General features: G+C 67.6%; 10 protein-coding genes. 6 read left to right on the top strand and 4 right to left on the bottom strand.

Going from position 1 to position 13,796, the window contains the following annotated elements; genetic code table 11:
• Window positions 1-108: 108 nt before the first annotated feature.
• Window positions 109-1,935, top strand: a complete 1,827-nt coding sequence (locus JI745_RS23865) for an aminopeptidase P family protein (protein WP_201812857.1) — start codon at window positions 109-111, stop codon at window positions 1,933-1,935.
• A 31-nt stretch (window positions 1,936-1,966) separates the two neighbouring features.
• Window positions 1,967-2,896 (top strand): recombination-associated protein RdgC, encoded by a 930-nt coding sequence (locus tag JI745_RS23860; protein ID WP_201812855.1) that lies wholly within the window; start codon window positions 1,967-1,969, stop codon window positions 2,894-2,896.
• Between the two features lie 14 nt (window positions 2,897-2,910).
• Here the strand turns inward: JI745_RS23860 and JI745_RS23855 are convergent, their stop codons facing one another.
• From JI745_RS23855 to JI745_RS23840, 4 genes are all read right to left on the bottom strand, one after another.
• Window positions 2,911-4,821: a C1 family peptidase gene (locus JI745_RS23855; RefSeq protein WP_201812854.1), complete on the bottom strand. Its 1,911-nt coding sequence runs from the start codon at window positions 4,819-4,821 to the stop codon at window positions 2,911-2,913.
• A gap of 93 nt (window positions 4,822-4,914) precedes the next feature.
• Window positions 4,915-6,432, bottom strand: a complete 1,518-nt coding sequence (locus tag JI745_RS23850) for an MFS transporter (RefSeq protein WP_201812853.1) — start codon at window positions 6,430-6,432, stop codon at window positions 4,915-4,917.
• Between the two features lie 44 nt (window positions 6,433-6,476).
• Window positions 6,477-8,141, bottom strand: coding sequence for an energy-dependent translational throttle protein EttA (ettA, locus tag JI745_RS23845; RefSeq protein WP_201812852.1), 1,665 nt, complete (start codon window positions 8,139-8,141; stop codon window positions 6,477-6,479).
• 91 nt (window positions 8,142-8,232) lie between these two features.
• The gene (locus JI745_RS23840) at window positions 8,233-8,610 is read right to left on the bottom strand and encodes a hypothetical protein (protein ID WP_201812845.1); all 378 of its coding nucleotides are present in this window, start codon (window positions 8,608-8,610) and stop codon (window positions 8,233-8,235) included.
• A gap of 165 nt (window positions 8,611-8,775) precedes the next feature.
• Here JI745_RS23840 and JI745_RS23835 point away from each other — a divergent pair, with 165 nt between their 5' ends.
• The 4 genes from JI745_RS23835 to JI745_RS23820 all read left to right on the top strand — a co-directional run bounded on the left by JI745_RS23835 (window position 8,776) and on the right by JI745_RS23820 (window position 13,790).
• The gene (locus tag JI745_RS23835; protein ID WP_201812843.1) at window positions 8,776-9,318 is read left to right on the top strand and encodes an ECF-type sigma factor; all 543 of its coding nucleotides are present in this window, start codon (window positions 8,776-8,778) and stop codon (window positions 9,316-9,318) included.
• A gap of 8 nt (window positions 9,319-9,326) precedes the next feature.
• Window positions 9,327-12,104 (top strand): serine/threonine-protein kinase, encoded by a 2,778-nt coding sequence (locus tag JI745_RS23830; protein WP_201812841.1) that lies wholly within the window; start codon window positions 9,327-9,329, stop codon window positions 12,102-12,104.
• A 14-nt stretch (window positions 12,105-12,118) separates the two neighbouring features.
• Window positions 12,119-12,427, top strand: coding sequence for a hypothetical protein (locus tag JI745_RS23825; protein ID WP_201812840.1), 309 nt, complete (start codon window positions 12,119-12,121; stop codon window positions 12,425-12,427).
• Between the two features lie 136 nt (window positions 12,428-12,563).
• Window positions 12,564-13,790: a DUF3089 domain-containing protein gene (locus tag JI745_RS23820; RefSeq protein ID WP_201812839.1), complete on the top strand. Its 1,227-nt coding sequence runs from the start codon at window positions 12,564-12,566 to the stop codon at window positions 13,788-13,790.
• Window positions 13,791-13,796: the final 6 nt, after the last annotated feature.

Here is a 13,796-nt window from a genome sequence, read left to right as displayed (position 1 = left end):
CCCGAAGACCTCGCCGCCAGCCGGGGCAACCCGAAGGCCACTCCTAGAATCAAACCCACCTTGGCGCCGGCCCGTCCCGGGCAGGCCGCAGCCCGATCGGACCCGACCATGGACACCCGCACCTCCCCCATCCGCCTGCGCATCGAGCGCGTGCGCGACGCATTGAAGCAGCAAGGCCTCGCCGCTGTCCTGGTGCCTTCCAGCGACCCGCACCTCTCCGAGTACCTGCCCGAGCGCTGGCAGGGCCGGCAGTGGCTGTCGGGCTTCACCGGCTCGATGGGCACGCTGGCGGTCGCGCTCGACAAGGCCGCGCTGTTCGCCGACAGCCGCTACTGGGTGCAGGCCGAGGCCGAGATCGCCGGAAACGGCATCGAGCTCGTGAAGATCCCGACCGGCGCCGCCTCGCACCACCTCGACTGGCTCGCCACCACCGCGAAGGCGGGCGAGACGGTGGGCGTCGACGGCAGCGTGCTGGGCCTTGCCGCGGCACAGGCGCTCAAGACCCGCCTGGCCGCCGCAGGCGTGAAGTTGCGTACCGACTTCGACGTGCTTGCCGCCATCTGGCCCGAGCGCCCCGGCCTGCCCGATGCGCCGGTCTACGAGCACCAGCCGCCACATGCACCGCTCGCGCGCAGCGCGAAGCTCGGCCAGGTGCGCGAGGCGATGGCACGCCACGGCGCCAACCAGCACTTCGTCTCGACGGTCGACGACATCGCCTGGCTCTTCAACCTGCGCGGCGCCGACGTCACCTACAACCCGGTCTTCCTGGCCCACGCGCTGATCGGGCTGCACGGTGCGACGCTCTTCGTCGCCGACGGCAAGGTGCCCGCGAACGTGCAGGCCGCGCTGCAGGCGGATGGCGTGACGCTCGCACCGTATGCCGAGGCCGGCAAGGCGCTCCAGGCGCTGGTCGAGCGCGACGTGCTGCTGATCGACCCCGCCCGCGTGACGCTCGGCCTGCGCGAGAACGTGCCGGCCCACGTCAAGGTCATCGAAGCCATCAACCCGAGCACGCTCTTCAAGAGCCGCAAGAGCAGCGCCGAGGCTGCCCACATCCGACAGGCGATGGTGCAGGACGGCGCGGCGATGTGCGAGTTCTACGCCTGGTTCGAGCAGGCGCTCGGCCAGGAGCGCACCGAGCGCAGCGAGCCCATCACCGAACTCACCATCGACGAAAAGCTCTCCGCCGCCCGCGCGAAACGCGAAGGCTTCGTGGGCCTGAGCTTCTCCACCATCGCCGGCTTCAACGCCAACGGTGCGATGCCGCACTACCGCGCCACGCCCGAGTCGCATGCGGTGATCGAGGGGCAGGGGCTGCTGCTGATCGACTCCGGCGGCCAGTACCTCGGCGGCACGACGGACATCACCCGCGTCTGGCCGATTGGCACACCGACCGCGGCACAGAAGCGCGACTACACGCTGGTCCTGCGCGGCACCATCGCGCTCAGCCGCACCCGTTTCCCGCGCGGCACGCTCTCCCCGATGCTCGATGCCATCGCCCGCGCGCCGCTGTGGGAGCAGGGCCTGGACTACGGCCACGGCACCGGCCACGGCGTGGGCTACTTCCTCAACGTGCACGAAGGCCCGCAGAGCATCTCGAAGGCGGTGCCCTCGCCCCACATGGCGATGGAGCCCGGCATGGTCACGAGCATCGAGCCCGGCCTGTACCGAGAAGGCCAGTGGGGCATCCGCATCGAGAACCTGGTGCTCAACGTGCCGGCCGACACACAAGAAGGCGGCCGTTTCGGCGAGTTCCTCGAATTCGAGACGCTCACGCTGTGCCCCATCGACACCCGCTGCATCGACCGCGCGCTGCTGCGCCAGGACGAGATCGACTGGCTCAACCACTATCACTCGGTGGTTCGCGAGCGGATTGCGCCTCTCGTGACGGGTGACGCACTGGCCTGGCTCGACGAGCGCACGAAACCCATCTGAGCAGGAGGCCGCGCCCTAGAATCCGCGGCCCATGTTCAAGAACGCCCTCATCTACCGCATCGGCTCCTGGGAGCCGCCCTCTTCCGCCGAGATGGAGAAGCGCCTGCTCAATGGCCGCTTCGTCGAGTGCGGAGCCTCGCAACCCGAATCGGCCGGCTGGGTCGAGCCCCGCGGCGAGAAGCACGCCGCGCTGATGGAAGGCGTGGGCGGCCAGCTCATCCTCAAGCTCTGCACCGAGCGCAAGGCCGTGCCCAGCCAGGTCATCAAGAACCAGCTCGAGGCCGAGCTCGACAAGATCGAAGCCGACACCGGCCGCCGCCCCAAGGGCAAGAAGGCCAAGGCGCTGAAGGAAGACATCGTGCACGGGCTGCTGCCGCGCGCGTTTCCCAAGCGCTCGACGACCCCCGTGTGGATCGACCCGCGCGCGCAGCTCGTCGTCGTGGGCGCGGGCAGCACCAAGGCGGCTGACCGCGTGGTTTCGCTGCTGGTGGAGCTGCTGGGCGGTGGCATCACGCTCACGCTGCTGCAGACCGAGATGTCGCCCGCCACCGCGATGGCCGAGTGGCTGAAGACGCGCGAGGCCCCGGCCGGCTTCAGCATCGACCGCGAATGCGAGCTCAAGCAGCCCGACAGCGAGAAGGCCACCGTGCGCTACGCCCGCCACACGCTCGACATCGAGGAGGTCGGCGAGCACATCACGCAGGGCAAGCTGCCCACCTCGCTGGCAATGACGTGGAACGGCCGGGTCTCCTTCGTGCTCAACGAGGCGATGGCGCTGAAGAAGATCAAGCTGCTCGACGTGGCGCTCGAAGGCGCCGGCTCGACGCAAAGCGAAGACAACGGCTTCGACACCGACGTGGCCATCACCACCGGCGAGCTGTCGCAGCTGATCCCCCAGCTCGTCGACGCGCTGGGCGGCGAGCTCAAGCGCGACCAGCCGCCGGTCGCCAAAGCGGCGTGATCAAAGCCGCCTGATCAGCCCTGCTGGATGAACTCGAGGATGCGCTTGCGCGTCCCCGGGTCTTCGTCGAAGGCGCCGTGCTCCGTGGCGGCGCTCACCGGGCCCGGGGCCAGGTGGGCGGTGGTGTTGGGCAGGCCCGCCCCATAGACGTCGAAGAACTTCTGCATGCCGAGGATCGGCGTGCTGCGACCGCCCTCGAAGGCTTCGCTCACCAGGTACAGCAGCGAGCGACGGTAGGCACCGCAGCTGCCGTCGTCCTGCTCGGCCCGGTCGGTGAGGTGGAACTGCTGGTAGCGCTTGAGCGCACCGCTTTGCAGGTGCGGCCGCACGCGCCGGTCGAACCAGTCGACCCGCACGGCCGGCGCCATGAACGAGGCCGACTCGAAGGGCATGCCCTCCTGCACCAGCCGGTCGATCATGAAGCTCGACACGATGCTGCCCGCCGAATGGCCCACCACGTGCAGGCGCACGCGCTTGTCGGCCACCGAGTGCTTGAAGTGGCGGTACAGCAGCACGAGGCCGGCCTGCTCGTCGTCGGGCACGCCCTCGCGGTAGGCGCTCATCGCATCGGCGTTCTGCTTCATCTCGCCCCACAGGCGCGTGCCGGGGCGCGCCACGAGCTGCTCGATGCGCTCGTTCCACCAGTCCTCGAAGCTGAAGCCGGTGCTGCGCGGCACGCCCTTGATGGCGTCGGTGATCAGGTTGATGAGCGTGCCGAAGAATTCGGTCTCCCACATCAGGAAGATGGGGAAGATCTTCTGCTCGTACAGCATGGGGATCCACTCGGCCGCGATGTTGGCGGCCTTCTCCTCGCCGACCAGCCCGCCGTGGGCGTAGATGCACACGTCGACGACGCCGTTCTGCAGGCCCCAGCGCTTGCGCGCTTCGGCCAGGTGCACGTCGACCAGCGCCCGCACGTCGTCGGGCTGCGTGCGGAAGACGCCGCTGTTGCTCAGGGCGCCGTTGTTGCCCATGTTGAGGATGAAGGGCGAGATCTCGCGGTTGCGCAACACCTCGCTCGCGGCAAGGGCCACCTTGCCTTGCTTGTCGGTGCGCAGCGTGATGCTGCGCGAGATCTCGGTGTGGTCGCGTGTGACGACGCCGAGTTGCGCCACCCAGCAGTCCATCGCGTTGCGCAGCCAGTCGTCGTAGGTGAGCAGGCCGTAGCCGTGCGAGCCCCACTTCGGGCCCCAGGAGTTCTGGATCAGGAAGCCGCGCTCGTTGTAGCCGACGATCGCGAACGCATGGCCCGGGTGGTCGGCCTGGCCGCCCTTGACCGGGATCTCCCACACATTCTTGAACGACGCCGGGCGTCTGGCCATCAGCGGCTGCTTGAGCCCTTCGTCCCAGCCGGCATGGCAGCCGGCGCTCGCGTAGAGGATGCCCACCTCGTTGATGGCGGCGTGCATGTCGGCGAGCGAGCGGGTGTCGATGCGGTAGTAGGCACCGAGCGGGCGCTTCACCGCATCGAACCACCAGTCGTCCTCGATCTTCTTGCTGGCCGGTGGCATGGCGAGGTCGTTGAACAATTCCTCGCGACAGGCGCCGTGCTTGAACCAGCCCTTGAGCGCACCGCGCAGGCTGGAGCCCTTGTCCTGCACCGAGCCCGGGAACTCGTCGTAGCGGCGGGCCATCGAGTACAGCATGAAGGACGAGATGGCCGGCGCCTTCTCGCGGCCGGAGCTGCGCAGCAGGTGCTCGACGACGAGTGCGAGGCTGAAGCCGGTGCAGGCGTTGGTGTCGCCCTGGTTCTTGACCGGCAGGCCGGTCTTGGGGAACCAGGTCGCAGCCGGTGTCAGGCCGATCTGGGGACGGAAGGGGCGGTCGCGTGCGTCGGGCGGGTCGGGCTTGGCGACGCGCAGGAAGGGCTGCGTGGGCAGCTTCTTTGTTGGAGCCTTCTTCGGAACCTTCGGGGTGGTCGCCATGCTCTTGTCTCCCTGGTGAGAGAGTGCATCGTCGAGCCGGCGACGGGGAGGCGTCAAGCGTGCCATCCCCCCAGAATCATCAGTGCTGGGCCCTCAGTTCGAGCGCTTTCGCAGGATGCGTGCGGCCATGGCGCTCGCCCCCAACACGATGGCCCCGCCGAGGATCGCGTTGATCTGCAGCACGCGGTTGAAGGCCTCCGTGGCCCCCGACAGCAGGGGCTGGCCCATCGCCTCCGGCAGCGCCTGTGCGGCAGCCATCGCGGCCCCGAGCGTCGTTGCCGCGGTGGCCGCCGTCTCGGCTGGCAGGCCGGCCGGCAGCAGGTCGGCGAGCGTGGTGCGGTAGACCACCGTGCCCAGGCTGCCGAAGAGCGCGATGCCCATCGCGCCGCTGAACTCGGCTGCGGTCTCCGACACCGCCGAGGCCGCACCCGCGCGCTCGGGCGGCGCGGCGGTGATGATCATCTCGTTGCCCAGCGTGAAGACCGGCGCCATGCCGAGGCTCATCACCACGTTGCCCACGATCAGCAAGGCGAGGCCGTGCTCGGTGCCGGCGAAGAAAATGAAGCCGAAGCCGGCCGCCGCCGCGACCAGGCCCCACACCAGCACGGCCGCCGGTGCCACGTGCCGGGCCAGTCGTGGCGTGAGCATGGAGCCCACCACGAAGCCGAGCGCCCCCGGCACGGTGGCGATGCCGGCCTGCAGCGGCGACAGGCCCTGCACCAGCTGCAGGTACTGCGAGATGAAGATGAACACGCCGAACATCGCCAGCGCCGACAGCCCGTAGGCCGTGATGGCCGCGCTGAAGGCGGCGCTGCGAAAGAGCGACATGTCGAGCAGCGGGTAGTCGAGCCCGTTCTGCCGCCGCACGAAGAACACGCCGCACACCATGCCCACCACGAGCCACGGCACGTTTGCCAACGCAACGCCGTGCTCGGCGATCAGCTTGAAGCCGTAGACGGTAGGCAGCACCGCCGCCAGACACAACGCCACGCTCGCGAGGTCGATTCGCCCGGCGTTCGGGTCCTTGTATTCGGGCAGCAGCTTCGGGCCGAGCAGGAGCAGCAGCACCATCACCGGCACGGCCACGAGGAAGACCGAGCCCCACCAGAAGAATTCCAGCAGCGCGCCGCCCACCAGCGGCCCGATGGCCGCACCCAGCGAGAAGCTCGCGATCCACACGCCGATGGCGAACTGCCGCTGGTGCTCGTCATGGAACATGTTGCGGATCAGGGACATGGTCGACGGCGCCACCGTCGCGCCGGCCAGGCCCAGCAGGGCCCGCATCGCGATCAGCATTTCCGGCGTGCTGGAGAAGGCAGCCACCAGCGAGGCCGCTGCAAATGCCGCGGCGCCGATCAGCAGCAGCTTGCGCCGCCCGATGCGGTCGCCGAGCGTGCCCATGGTGATCAGGAAGCCGGCAACGAGGAAGCCGTAGATGTCGATGATCCACAGCAGCTGCGACGCGGTGGGGCGCAGCTCGCGGCTGATGGCCGGCAGGGCCAGGTTGAGCACCGTCAAGTCCATGGCGTACACGAAGCACGGCAGGGCGATGACGGCAAGGCCGGTCCACTCGCGTGGGCCGGCTCGGGTGGGGGTCGGGGTGTCGTTCATGCCTCTACGACGAACGACCTCCGCTCAAATCGACAAGTGCCTGCTTATTTCAGCGCCTTGAACCGCACACGCTTCGGCCGGGCACCCTCTTCACCCAGGCGGCGCTTCTTGTCGGCTTCATACTCCTGGTAGTTGCCGTCGAAGAAGACCCATTTCGAATCGCCTTCGCAGGCGAGGATGTGGGTGGCGATGCGGTCGAGGAACCAGCGGTCGTGCGAGATGACCATCACGCTGCCGGCGAATTCGAGCAGCGCGTCTTCCAGGGCGCGCAGGGTTTCGACGTCGAGGTCGTTCGACGGTTCGTCGAGCATCAGCACGTTGCCGCCCTGGGCCAGCGTCTTCGCCAGGTGCAGGCGGCCACGTTCACCACCCGACAGCGAGCCGACGAGCTTCTGCTGGTCGTTGCCCTTGAAGTTGAAGCGGCCGATGTAGGCACGCGAGGGCATCACGAATTTGCCGACGACGATGTTGTCGAGGCCGCCCGAGACGTCTTCCCACACGGTCTTGTCGGCGCTGAGCGATTCGCGGCTCTGGTCCACGAAGGCGAGCTTGGCCGTCGGGCCGATCTTCACGGTGCCACTGTCGGGTTTTTCCTGGCCGGAGATCATGCGGAAGAGCGTCGACTTGCCGGCGCCGTTGGGGCCGATGATGCCGACGATGGCGCCGGCCGGCACCTTGAAGCTCAGGTTGTCGATCAGCACGCGGTCGCCGAAGCTCTTGGTGACGTTCTCGAACTCGAGCACTTCATGGCCCAGGCGGTCGCCCACCGGGATGAAGATCTCGTTGGTCTCGTTGCGCTTCTGGTAGTCGACGTCGGAGAGCTCCTCGAAGCGGGCGATGCGTGCCTTGCTCTTGGCCTGGCGGCCCTTGGGGTTCTGGCGCACCCACTCCAGTTCCTTCTTCATCGCCTTCATGCGGGCGTCTTCGCTCTTCTGTTCCTGCTCGAGGCGCTGCTCCTTCTGGTCGAGCCAGGTGGAGTAGTTGCCCTTCCAGGGGATGCCCGATCCGCGGTCGAGTTCGAGGATCCACTCGGCGGCGTTGTCGAGGAAGTAGCGGTCGTGGGTGATGGCCACCACGGTGCCGGGGAAGCGCTGCAGGAACTGCTCCAGCCAGTCGACGGATTCGGCGTCGAGGTGGTTGGTGGGCTCGTCGAGCAGCAGCATGTCGGGCTTGCTCAGCAGCAGGCGGCACAGGGCCACGCGGCGCTTCTCACCGCCGGAGAGGTGGCCGATGGTGGCGTCCCAGGGCGGCAGGCGCAGCGCGTCGGCGGCGAGCTCGAGCTGCAGGTCGGTGTTTTCGCTGCCGGCGGCGGCGATGATGGCCTCGAGCTCGGCCTGCTCGGCGGCCAGCTTGTCGAAGTCGGCGTTCTCATCGGCGTATTCGGCGTAGACCTGTTCCAGACGGGCCTTGGCGGCCAGCACGCCGCCGATGCCCTCTTCCACCGCCTCGCGAACGGTCTGGTCGGGGTTGAGCTGGGGCTCCTGGGGCAGGTAGCCGATCTTGATGCCCGGCATCGGGGTGGCTTCGCCCTCGATGTCCTTGTCCACGCCGGCCATGATCTTGAGCAGGGTCGACTTGCCCGAGCCGTTCAGGCCCAGCATGCCGATCTTGGCTCCGGGGAAGAAGCTGAGCGAGATGTTCTTGAGGATCTGGCGCTTCGGCGGAACGATCTTGCCGACGCGGTTCATGGTGAAGACGTACTGGGCCATGGGGAAGCTACTCGCTGGTGGAACCGGAAACCCGGGATTATCCGGGACAACCGGTCCACGCGGTGCCTTAACTCCGCAAGCCTCTCGCGCCTTACGGTGCCAGATTGATGACGGCGGTGTTCTTGTGCTTCGGAACCCCACCGGTGGTGAGGTTGCGCAGGCGGATCCTTGCATAGATCTCCTCGCCGCCCAGCTCGGTGTCCAGGTCTTCCTCGCTCACCTTGGCCACCAGCGTTCGCGAAACGGAAAGCGCGCTGGGGTTGAAGTTGCTGGCACCCACGAACCCGGTGACGACATCGTCGCCGGAGGTGTCGTCTTCCTCGCGGATCGAAAGGGAGTCACGGAAGGTGTAGTTGTGGGTCGTTGCCTCTTCCGCGGTGAAGTTCGCGGTGTACTTCACCGTCAGCAGCCAGTTGCTGCCTGTCTTCTGCGCGCTGATCGGTTTGATATTGGTGATGTTCACGGTCATAGTCCTTGAGGTGACGGCAGGCTGGAAGCACACCCGCATGAGTTGATTCAGAGACTCCGGTCGCGTGACCCGAAGGCTTCCTCTCTACCTCCACAGACGCAGGAACTCCCGCAAACGGATCGCCACGAGTTAGGGGGGTGGGCGCTCCATAGAATGGCCTCCACCATGAGCGAAGTCACCTTGCTGCTTGAACAGATCCAGTCGGGCGACAGCGGTGCGAAGGACCGCCTCTTCACCCTGCTCTACGCCGACCTCAAGCGCCTGGCGCGCGGCCACCTCGCCAAGGCTGGCCCCATCACGCTCGACCCCTCGTCCATCGTCCACGAGGCCTGGCTGCGCTGCGGCGATGCGCCTGCCGGCAGCAGCCGGCGCCAGTTCTTCGCGTATGCGAGCACCGTGATGCGCAGCGTGATCGTCGACCACGTGCGCGAGCGTGCTGCACAGAAGCGCGGCGGTGGCGTGGCCGAGGTCACCCTCAGCACCGGTGCCTTCGAAGACCTGCCGGGGCAGCCCGACGTGCTGTCGGTCGACGAGGCCCTGCAGGCACTGGAGCGGGTGGACGCGCGCGGGCACAGGCTGGTGGAGATGCGCTATTTCGGCGGCATGACGATGGAAGAGATCGCCGAAGTGATGGAGCTGTCGGTGCCCACGCTCAAGCGCGACTGGCGGCGTGCGCGGGCGTTCCTGTTCGACTACCTCAGCGCCTGAGGGTGGCCGTGGCCATCACCGCGCCGTCGACCCAAGCATGGCGCGAGGTGCTGGCCTTGTTCGACCGCTGGGCCGATGCGGACGAGCCTGCGCGTGCGGCCGAGCTGAAGCGAATCCAGGCCGAGCACCCGACGCTCTACCCTCGCCTGCTGGCGATGATCGAGGCCGACCGCGCGGCCGAAGCGCACGACTTTCTCGCCGAAGCGGCGCAGGTGCCCGCCGCCGAGCCGCCAGCGGCATCGCACTGGACCGGCACCCGCCTCGGCGCCTGGGAGCTGCGCGAGCCCATCGGCTCTGGCGGCATGGGCCACGTGTGGCGCGCCACCCGCAGCGACGGCCTCTACGCCGGCCGTGCGGCCGTCAAGCTCCTCCATTCCACCCGCCTGGACGCGCAAGCCCAGGCCCGCTTCGCCCGCGAAGGCGAGTTCCTCGCACGCCTCACCCACCCCCACATCGCGCAGCTGCTCGACGCCGGCCTGGCGCCCGACGGCACGCGCTATCTGGTGCTCGAATACGTGCCAGGCGAACGCATCGACCACTGGTGCGACGCGCGCAAGCTCGGCATCGAGGCGCGCCTCAAGCTCTTCATGCAGGTGTGCGAGGCGGTCGCGTATGCGCACTCGCACCTGGTGGTGCACCGCGACCTGAAGCCGGCCAACATCCTCGTCACCGATGACGGGCATGTGAAGCTGCTCGACTTCGGGGTGGCCAAGCTGCTGGCGGGCGATGACGACCTGGAGCAGACCGAACTGACCCGCGCCGCACCGGCGGGGCTGACGCCGGAGTACGCGGCGCCGGAGCAGATCGAGGGGCAGCCGATCACGACAGCGACCGATGTGTATGCACTCGGGGTGGTGCTGTTCGGCCTGCTGAGCGGCGCGCGGCCGTATGCGAGCACATCGCGCGGCGTGGCGGCACTGGCCCGCGCCATCGTCGAAGAGCCGCCACGCAGCCTGACGGCGGCGCTGCGCGAGTCGCCCGACGCCGGCCTCTCGCGGAATGCGAGCCTTGCGTCACTCCAGCAGGCATTGCGCGGTGACCTGGAAACCATCGTCGCCAAGGCGCTGAAAAAGCTACCCAGCGAACGCTACGCGACGGTGCAGGAGCTGCGTGACGACCTGCAGCGGCATCTGGACCACCAGCCGGTGAGCGCACAGCCCGACACGTTCGGCTACCGCGCGCGGAAGTTCGCGCAGCGCAACCGGGTGCAGGTGGCAGCATTGGCCGGGGTGATGCTCACCCTGGTGCTGGGCATCACCGCGACGGCATGGCAATGGCGCAACGCAGCGCAGGAAACCGATCGCACGAAAGCGGTCATCAAGGTGCTGACCAACATCTTCACCGACCTCGCGCCTGAAGAAAGCGGCAAGGCACAGGTGCCAGTGGTCGACCTCCTGCGCAAAGGTTGGAGCCAAGCGAAGAAGGATCTGGAGACCGACCCCGCATTGCGAGGTGAAGTCGCTCGACCTCTTGGCCTGATGCTTCAGTCTTCGGGAGACATGACGGCCGCCCTGGATGCACTCACCATCAGCCGGCAGCACCTCATCGATTCCGGCCAAACATCGACGAGCCAGTATCTGCAGGTGATGCAGGGGCTGGCCTACATGAAGTCACGCGTCGGTCAGACGGAGGAAGCCAAGTCCTTGCTCTCCGAACTGACAGCCGTCGCACAGCGCATGGGCAAGGCATCCGCCGCTGAAGCCGTCAACGCGCAGATCGAGCTGGGCGAGATTGCCAGGCGGGAGGGAAAGCTCGGCGACGCAGAGACCCAGCTCGCGAAAGCGGTCGCGCTGGCTGCCCGGAATTTGGGAGCAGGCCATCCGAGCCACATTCATGCCTTGCAGGAACAGGCTGTTGCGCTGCGGGAGTTGGGTCGTTGGTCAGAGGCACGGTGCGCCCTTGCCTCGGCGGTCGAAAGCATCCCCCGCACAAAGCCCGTCTATGGCCTGCTCGCGCGCTACGACATGGCGATCTTCGAGTTGGACCTGGGGCAATACCGCGAGGCCGCGAACCAGCTCCAGCCCTTGCTCGACGAGCTGCGCAAGTACTACGGCGAAGAAGACACCTACACGATCTATGGCCTGGCCTCCTTGGCCATCGCCCACTTTCACAGCGGCGAGCTGGGCAAAGCCGAAGCAGCGCTGAACGACGCTCTTCAAAGAGCGACCCGGTCGACCGAGCCGAATGTGCGGCAGGTCGTGCAGACAATCGTCGCGCGTCACGCATTGAGACGCGGCCAATGCGCCCTGGCCGAACCGCTGCTGCGCGAGAACCTCGTGCACTTCGAATCCGGCGAAGGAACCAGCAGGCCGTTTGCCGAGCGCAATCGCATGCTCATGGCCGAGTGCGAGCTTCGGCGCGGGCAGGTCACCGGTGCCCGGGCCATGCTGGACGCGGCACTCGAGAACCAGCACGCAATCTATGGGCCGCGTCACGCCGACATCTGGCCAACGCTCATGCTCAAGGCGATTGCAGTCGACGCCGAACTAGGCGCAGCCACGGCAACCCCCCTCTATGAGTCCGCCCACGCCATGGCAATCTCGCTCCTGCCTGAGGGCCATCCCGATCGGTGGAAGGTCGATGTGATGCGCGCCCAAGCGCGCTGGCGCTCGCAGCCGACGCCACAGAATCGGGCGGTCTTCGCAACATCGCTTCGTGCCTACGGCGAAGTTCTCGCCACCCGACCTGATTCGCACACCTTTTCCGTTCTATCCCAGAAGCTGTTGGAACAGGGGCCGACAGTCCGACTTTCCCCCGCCCCCCTATTGGCCCTGATGGCCTACTGACCAAGGAGATGACAATGAGCAACACGATTCGCGGTGGCCTGCACGCCGTACTGGCATTCTGTGCGGCGCTCCTTTGCGTGACCGCCGCACACGCGGCAGACGAGAAGTCGAAGGCGCCCAGCGCGGGCAAGACCACGGCCAAGAGTGCTTCGTCGCCCCAGACCGGCACTCAGCAAGGCAAGAGCATTTCGGGAGAAAAGGCAGGCACCGCCACGCCGGGCAGTGCCGACACGGACAAGGGAGGCAACATCGCCGGCGCCAAAAAGCCTTCTCCGCCGAAGATCCCTCAAGACGCGGCGGCCAAGAAGGCGGTTCAGCAATAGCCAAAGAGGAAGCCCGGCCTTGCCGGGCGTCCTCGGGAACAGCGGGATCACCCGCAGTGCCTTCGAGCCAGGGGTCAAGATAATAGAACTGTCGTCTACTAACGCCGAGCCTGCGACGAGCCGCGGCACCCTGACCATGACCCCTTCCAAACGCGCCCTTGCCCTCGCCTTCACCCTCGCAGGAGGCTCCGCACTGCTGACGGGCTGCGCCACCCGCACGGCTGCCCCTGCAGCCGCACCCGCGACGGCCACGCCCGCTGCAACGCCGACAGGCACGACCCCCAGCGGCGTCGACTACAACAAGCCCGACACCTGGCTGTGCCGCCCCGGCCGCAACGACGTCTGCGCGCTGCCGTTGAGCATCACCACCATCACGGCCGACGGCAAGCGCAGCGTGAGCCCGCCGGTCGTGGCCAACGCCAACGCGCCGATCGACTGCTTCTACGTCTACCCGACCGTGTCGAACGACCCGGGCGGCAACAGCGACATGAACGCCGGCCCCGAAGAGAACGGCGTGACCTTCGCGCAGTTCTCGCCGCTGCGCACGCAGTGCCGCCTGTTCGCGCCGCTCTACCGCCAGATCACCCTGGCCGGGCTGCGCAGCCGCTTCACGCCCACGCCCATGGCGATGGACGCCGCCATGGCCTATGGCGACGTGGTCGCCGCCTGGCGGCACTACCTCGCCCACGACAACAAGGGCCGCGGCGTGGTGCTGATCGGCCACTCGCAAGGCTCACGCATGATCACCGAGCTCGTGGCCAAGGAGATCGAAGGCAAGCCGGTGCACAAGCAACTCATCTCGGTGATGCCCATCGGCGCCAACCTCAACGTGCCGAAGGGGCAGGACGTGGGTGGTGCCTTCAAGTCGACGCCGCTGTGCCGCAGCGCGACCCAGACCGGCTGCGCGGTGTCGTACGTCTCGTTCCGCGCCAACACGCCACCGCCGCAAGGCTCGCTCTTCGGCCGCGCCACCGTCAACGACGCCGTGGCATGCAACAACCCCGCCGCCCTTGCCGGCGGTGCCGCGCAGCCCAAGGCCTGGTTCTCCAAGCGCGCCGACGTGAGCGTGGCCACGGGCACGGGCACGCCGAAGTGGCAGGCCCTCGTGGCCTCGGTCGACACCCCGTTCTTCGCGCTGCCTGGTCTCGTCACCACGCAGTGCAAGAGCGACGCCAACGGCAGCTACCTCGCGATGACGGTCAACCCCGACGCCCGCACCGACGACATCGGCGGCGATGTGGTGGTGGGCGGCAAGGTGGTCGACACCTGGGGCCTGCACCTGATCGACGTGAGCCTCGCCATCGGCGACATCGTCGACCTCGTCGGCTCGCAGGGCAAGGCCTACCTCGCCAAGGCGAAATAGGCCTCA

This window comes from Piscinibacter sp. HJYY11, from assembly GCF_016735515.1.
In the GTDB taxonomy this organism is placed as follows: domain Bacteria; phylum Pseudomonadota; class Gammaproteobacteria; order Burkholderiales; family Burkholderiaceae_C; genus Rhizobacter.
The sequence above is the reverse complement of the archived record's forward strand: the minus strand, read 5'-3'. Positions and strand labels throughout refer to the sequence as shown.

Bases quoted from the DNA above. Each gene is read 5' to 3' on its own strand.
- JI745_RS23860 (WP_201812855.1), top strand. From the start codon at position 1,967: ATGTTCAAGAACGCCCTCATCTACCGCATCGGCTCCTGGGAGCCGCCC.
- JI745_RS23855 (WP_201812854.1), bottom strand. From the start codon at position 4,821: ATGGCGACCACCCCGAAGGTTCCGAAGAAGGCTCCAACAAAGAAGCTG.
- JI745_RS23840 (WP_201812845.1), bottom strand. From the start codon at position 8,610: ATGACCGTGAACATCACCAATATCAAACCGATCAGCGCGCAGAAGACA.
- JI745_RS23865 (WP_201812857.1), top strand. From the start codon at position 109: ATGGACACCCGCACCTCCCCCATCCGCCTGCGCATCGAGCGCGTGCGC.
- JI745_RS23850 (WP_201812853.1), bottom strand. From the start codon at position 6,432: ATGAACGACACCCCGACCCCCACCCGAGCCGGCCCACGCGAGTGGACC.
- JI745_RS23835 (WP_201812843.1), top strand. From the start codon at position 8,776: ATGAGCGAAGTCACCTTGCTGCTTGAACAGATCCAGTCGGGCGACAGC.
- JI745_RS23820 (WP_201812839.1), top strand. From the start codon at position 12,564: ATGACCCCTTCCAAACGCGCCCTTGCCCTCGCCTTCACCCTCGCAGGA.
- JI745_RS23825 (WP_201812840.1), top strand. From the start codon at position 12,119: ATGAGCAACACGATTCGCGGTGGCCTGCACGCCGTACTGGCATTCTGT.
- ettA (WP_201812852.1), bottom strand. From the start codon at position 8,141: ATGGCCCAGTACGTCTTCACCATGAACCGCGTCGGCAAGATCGTTCCG.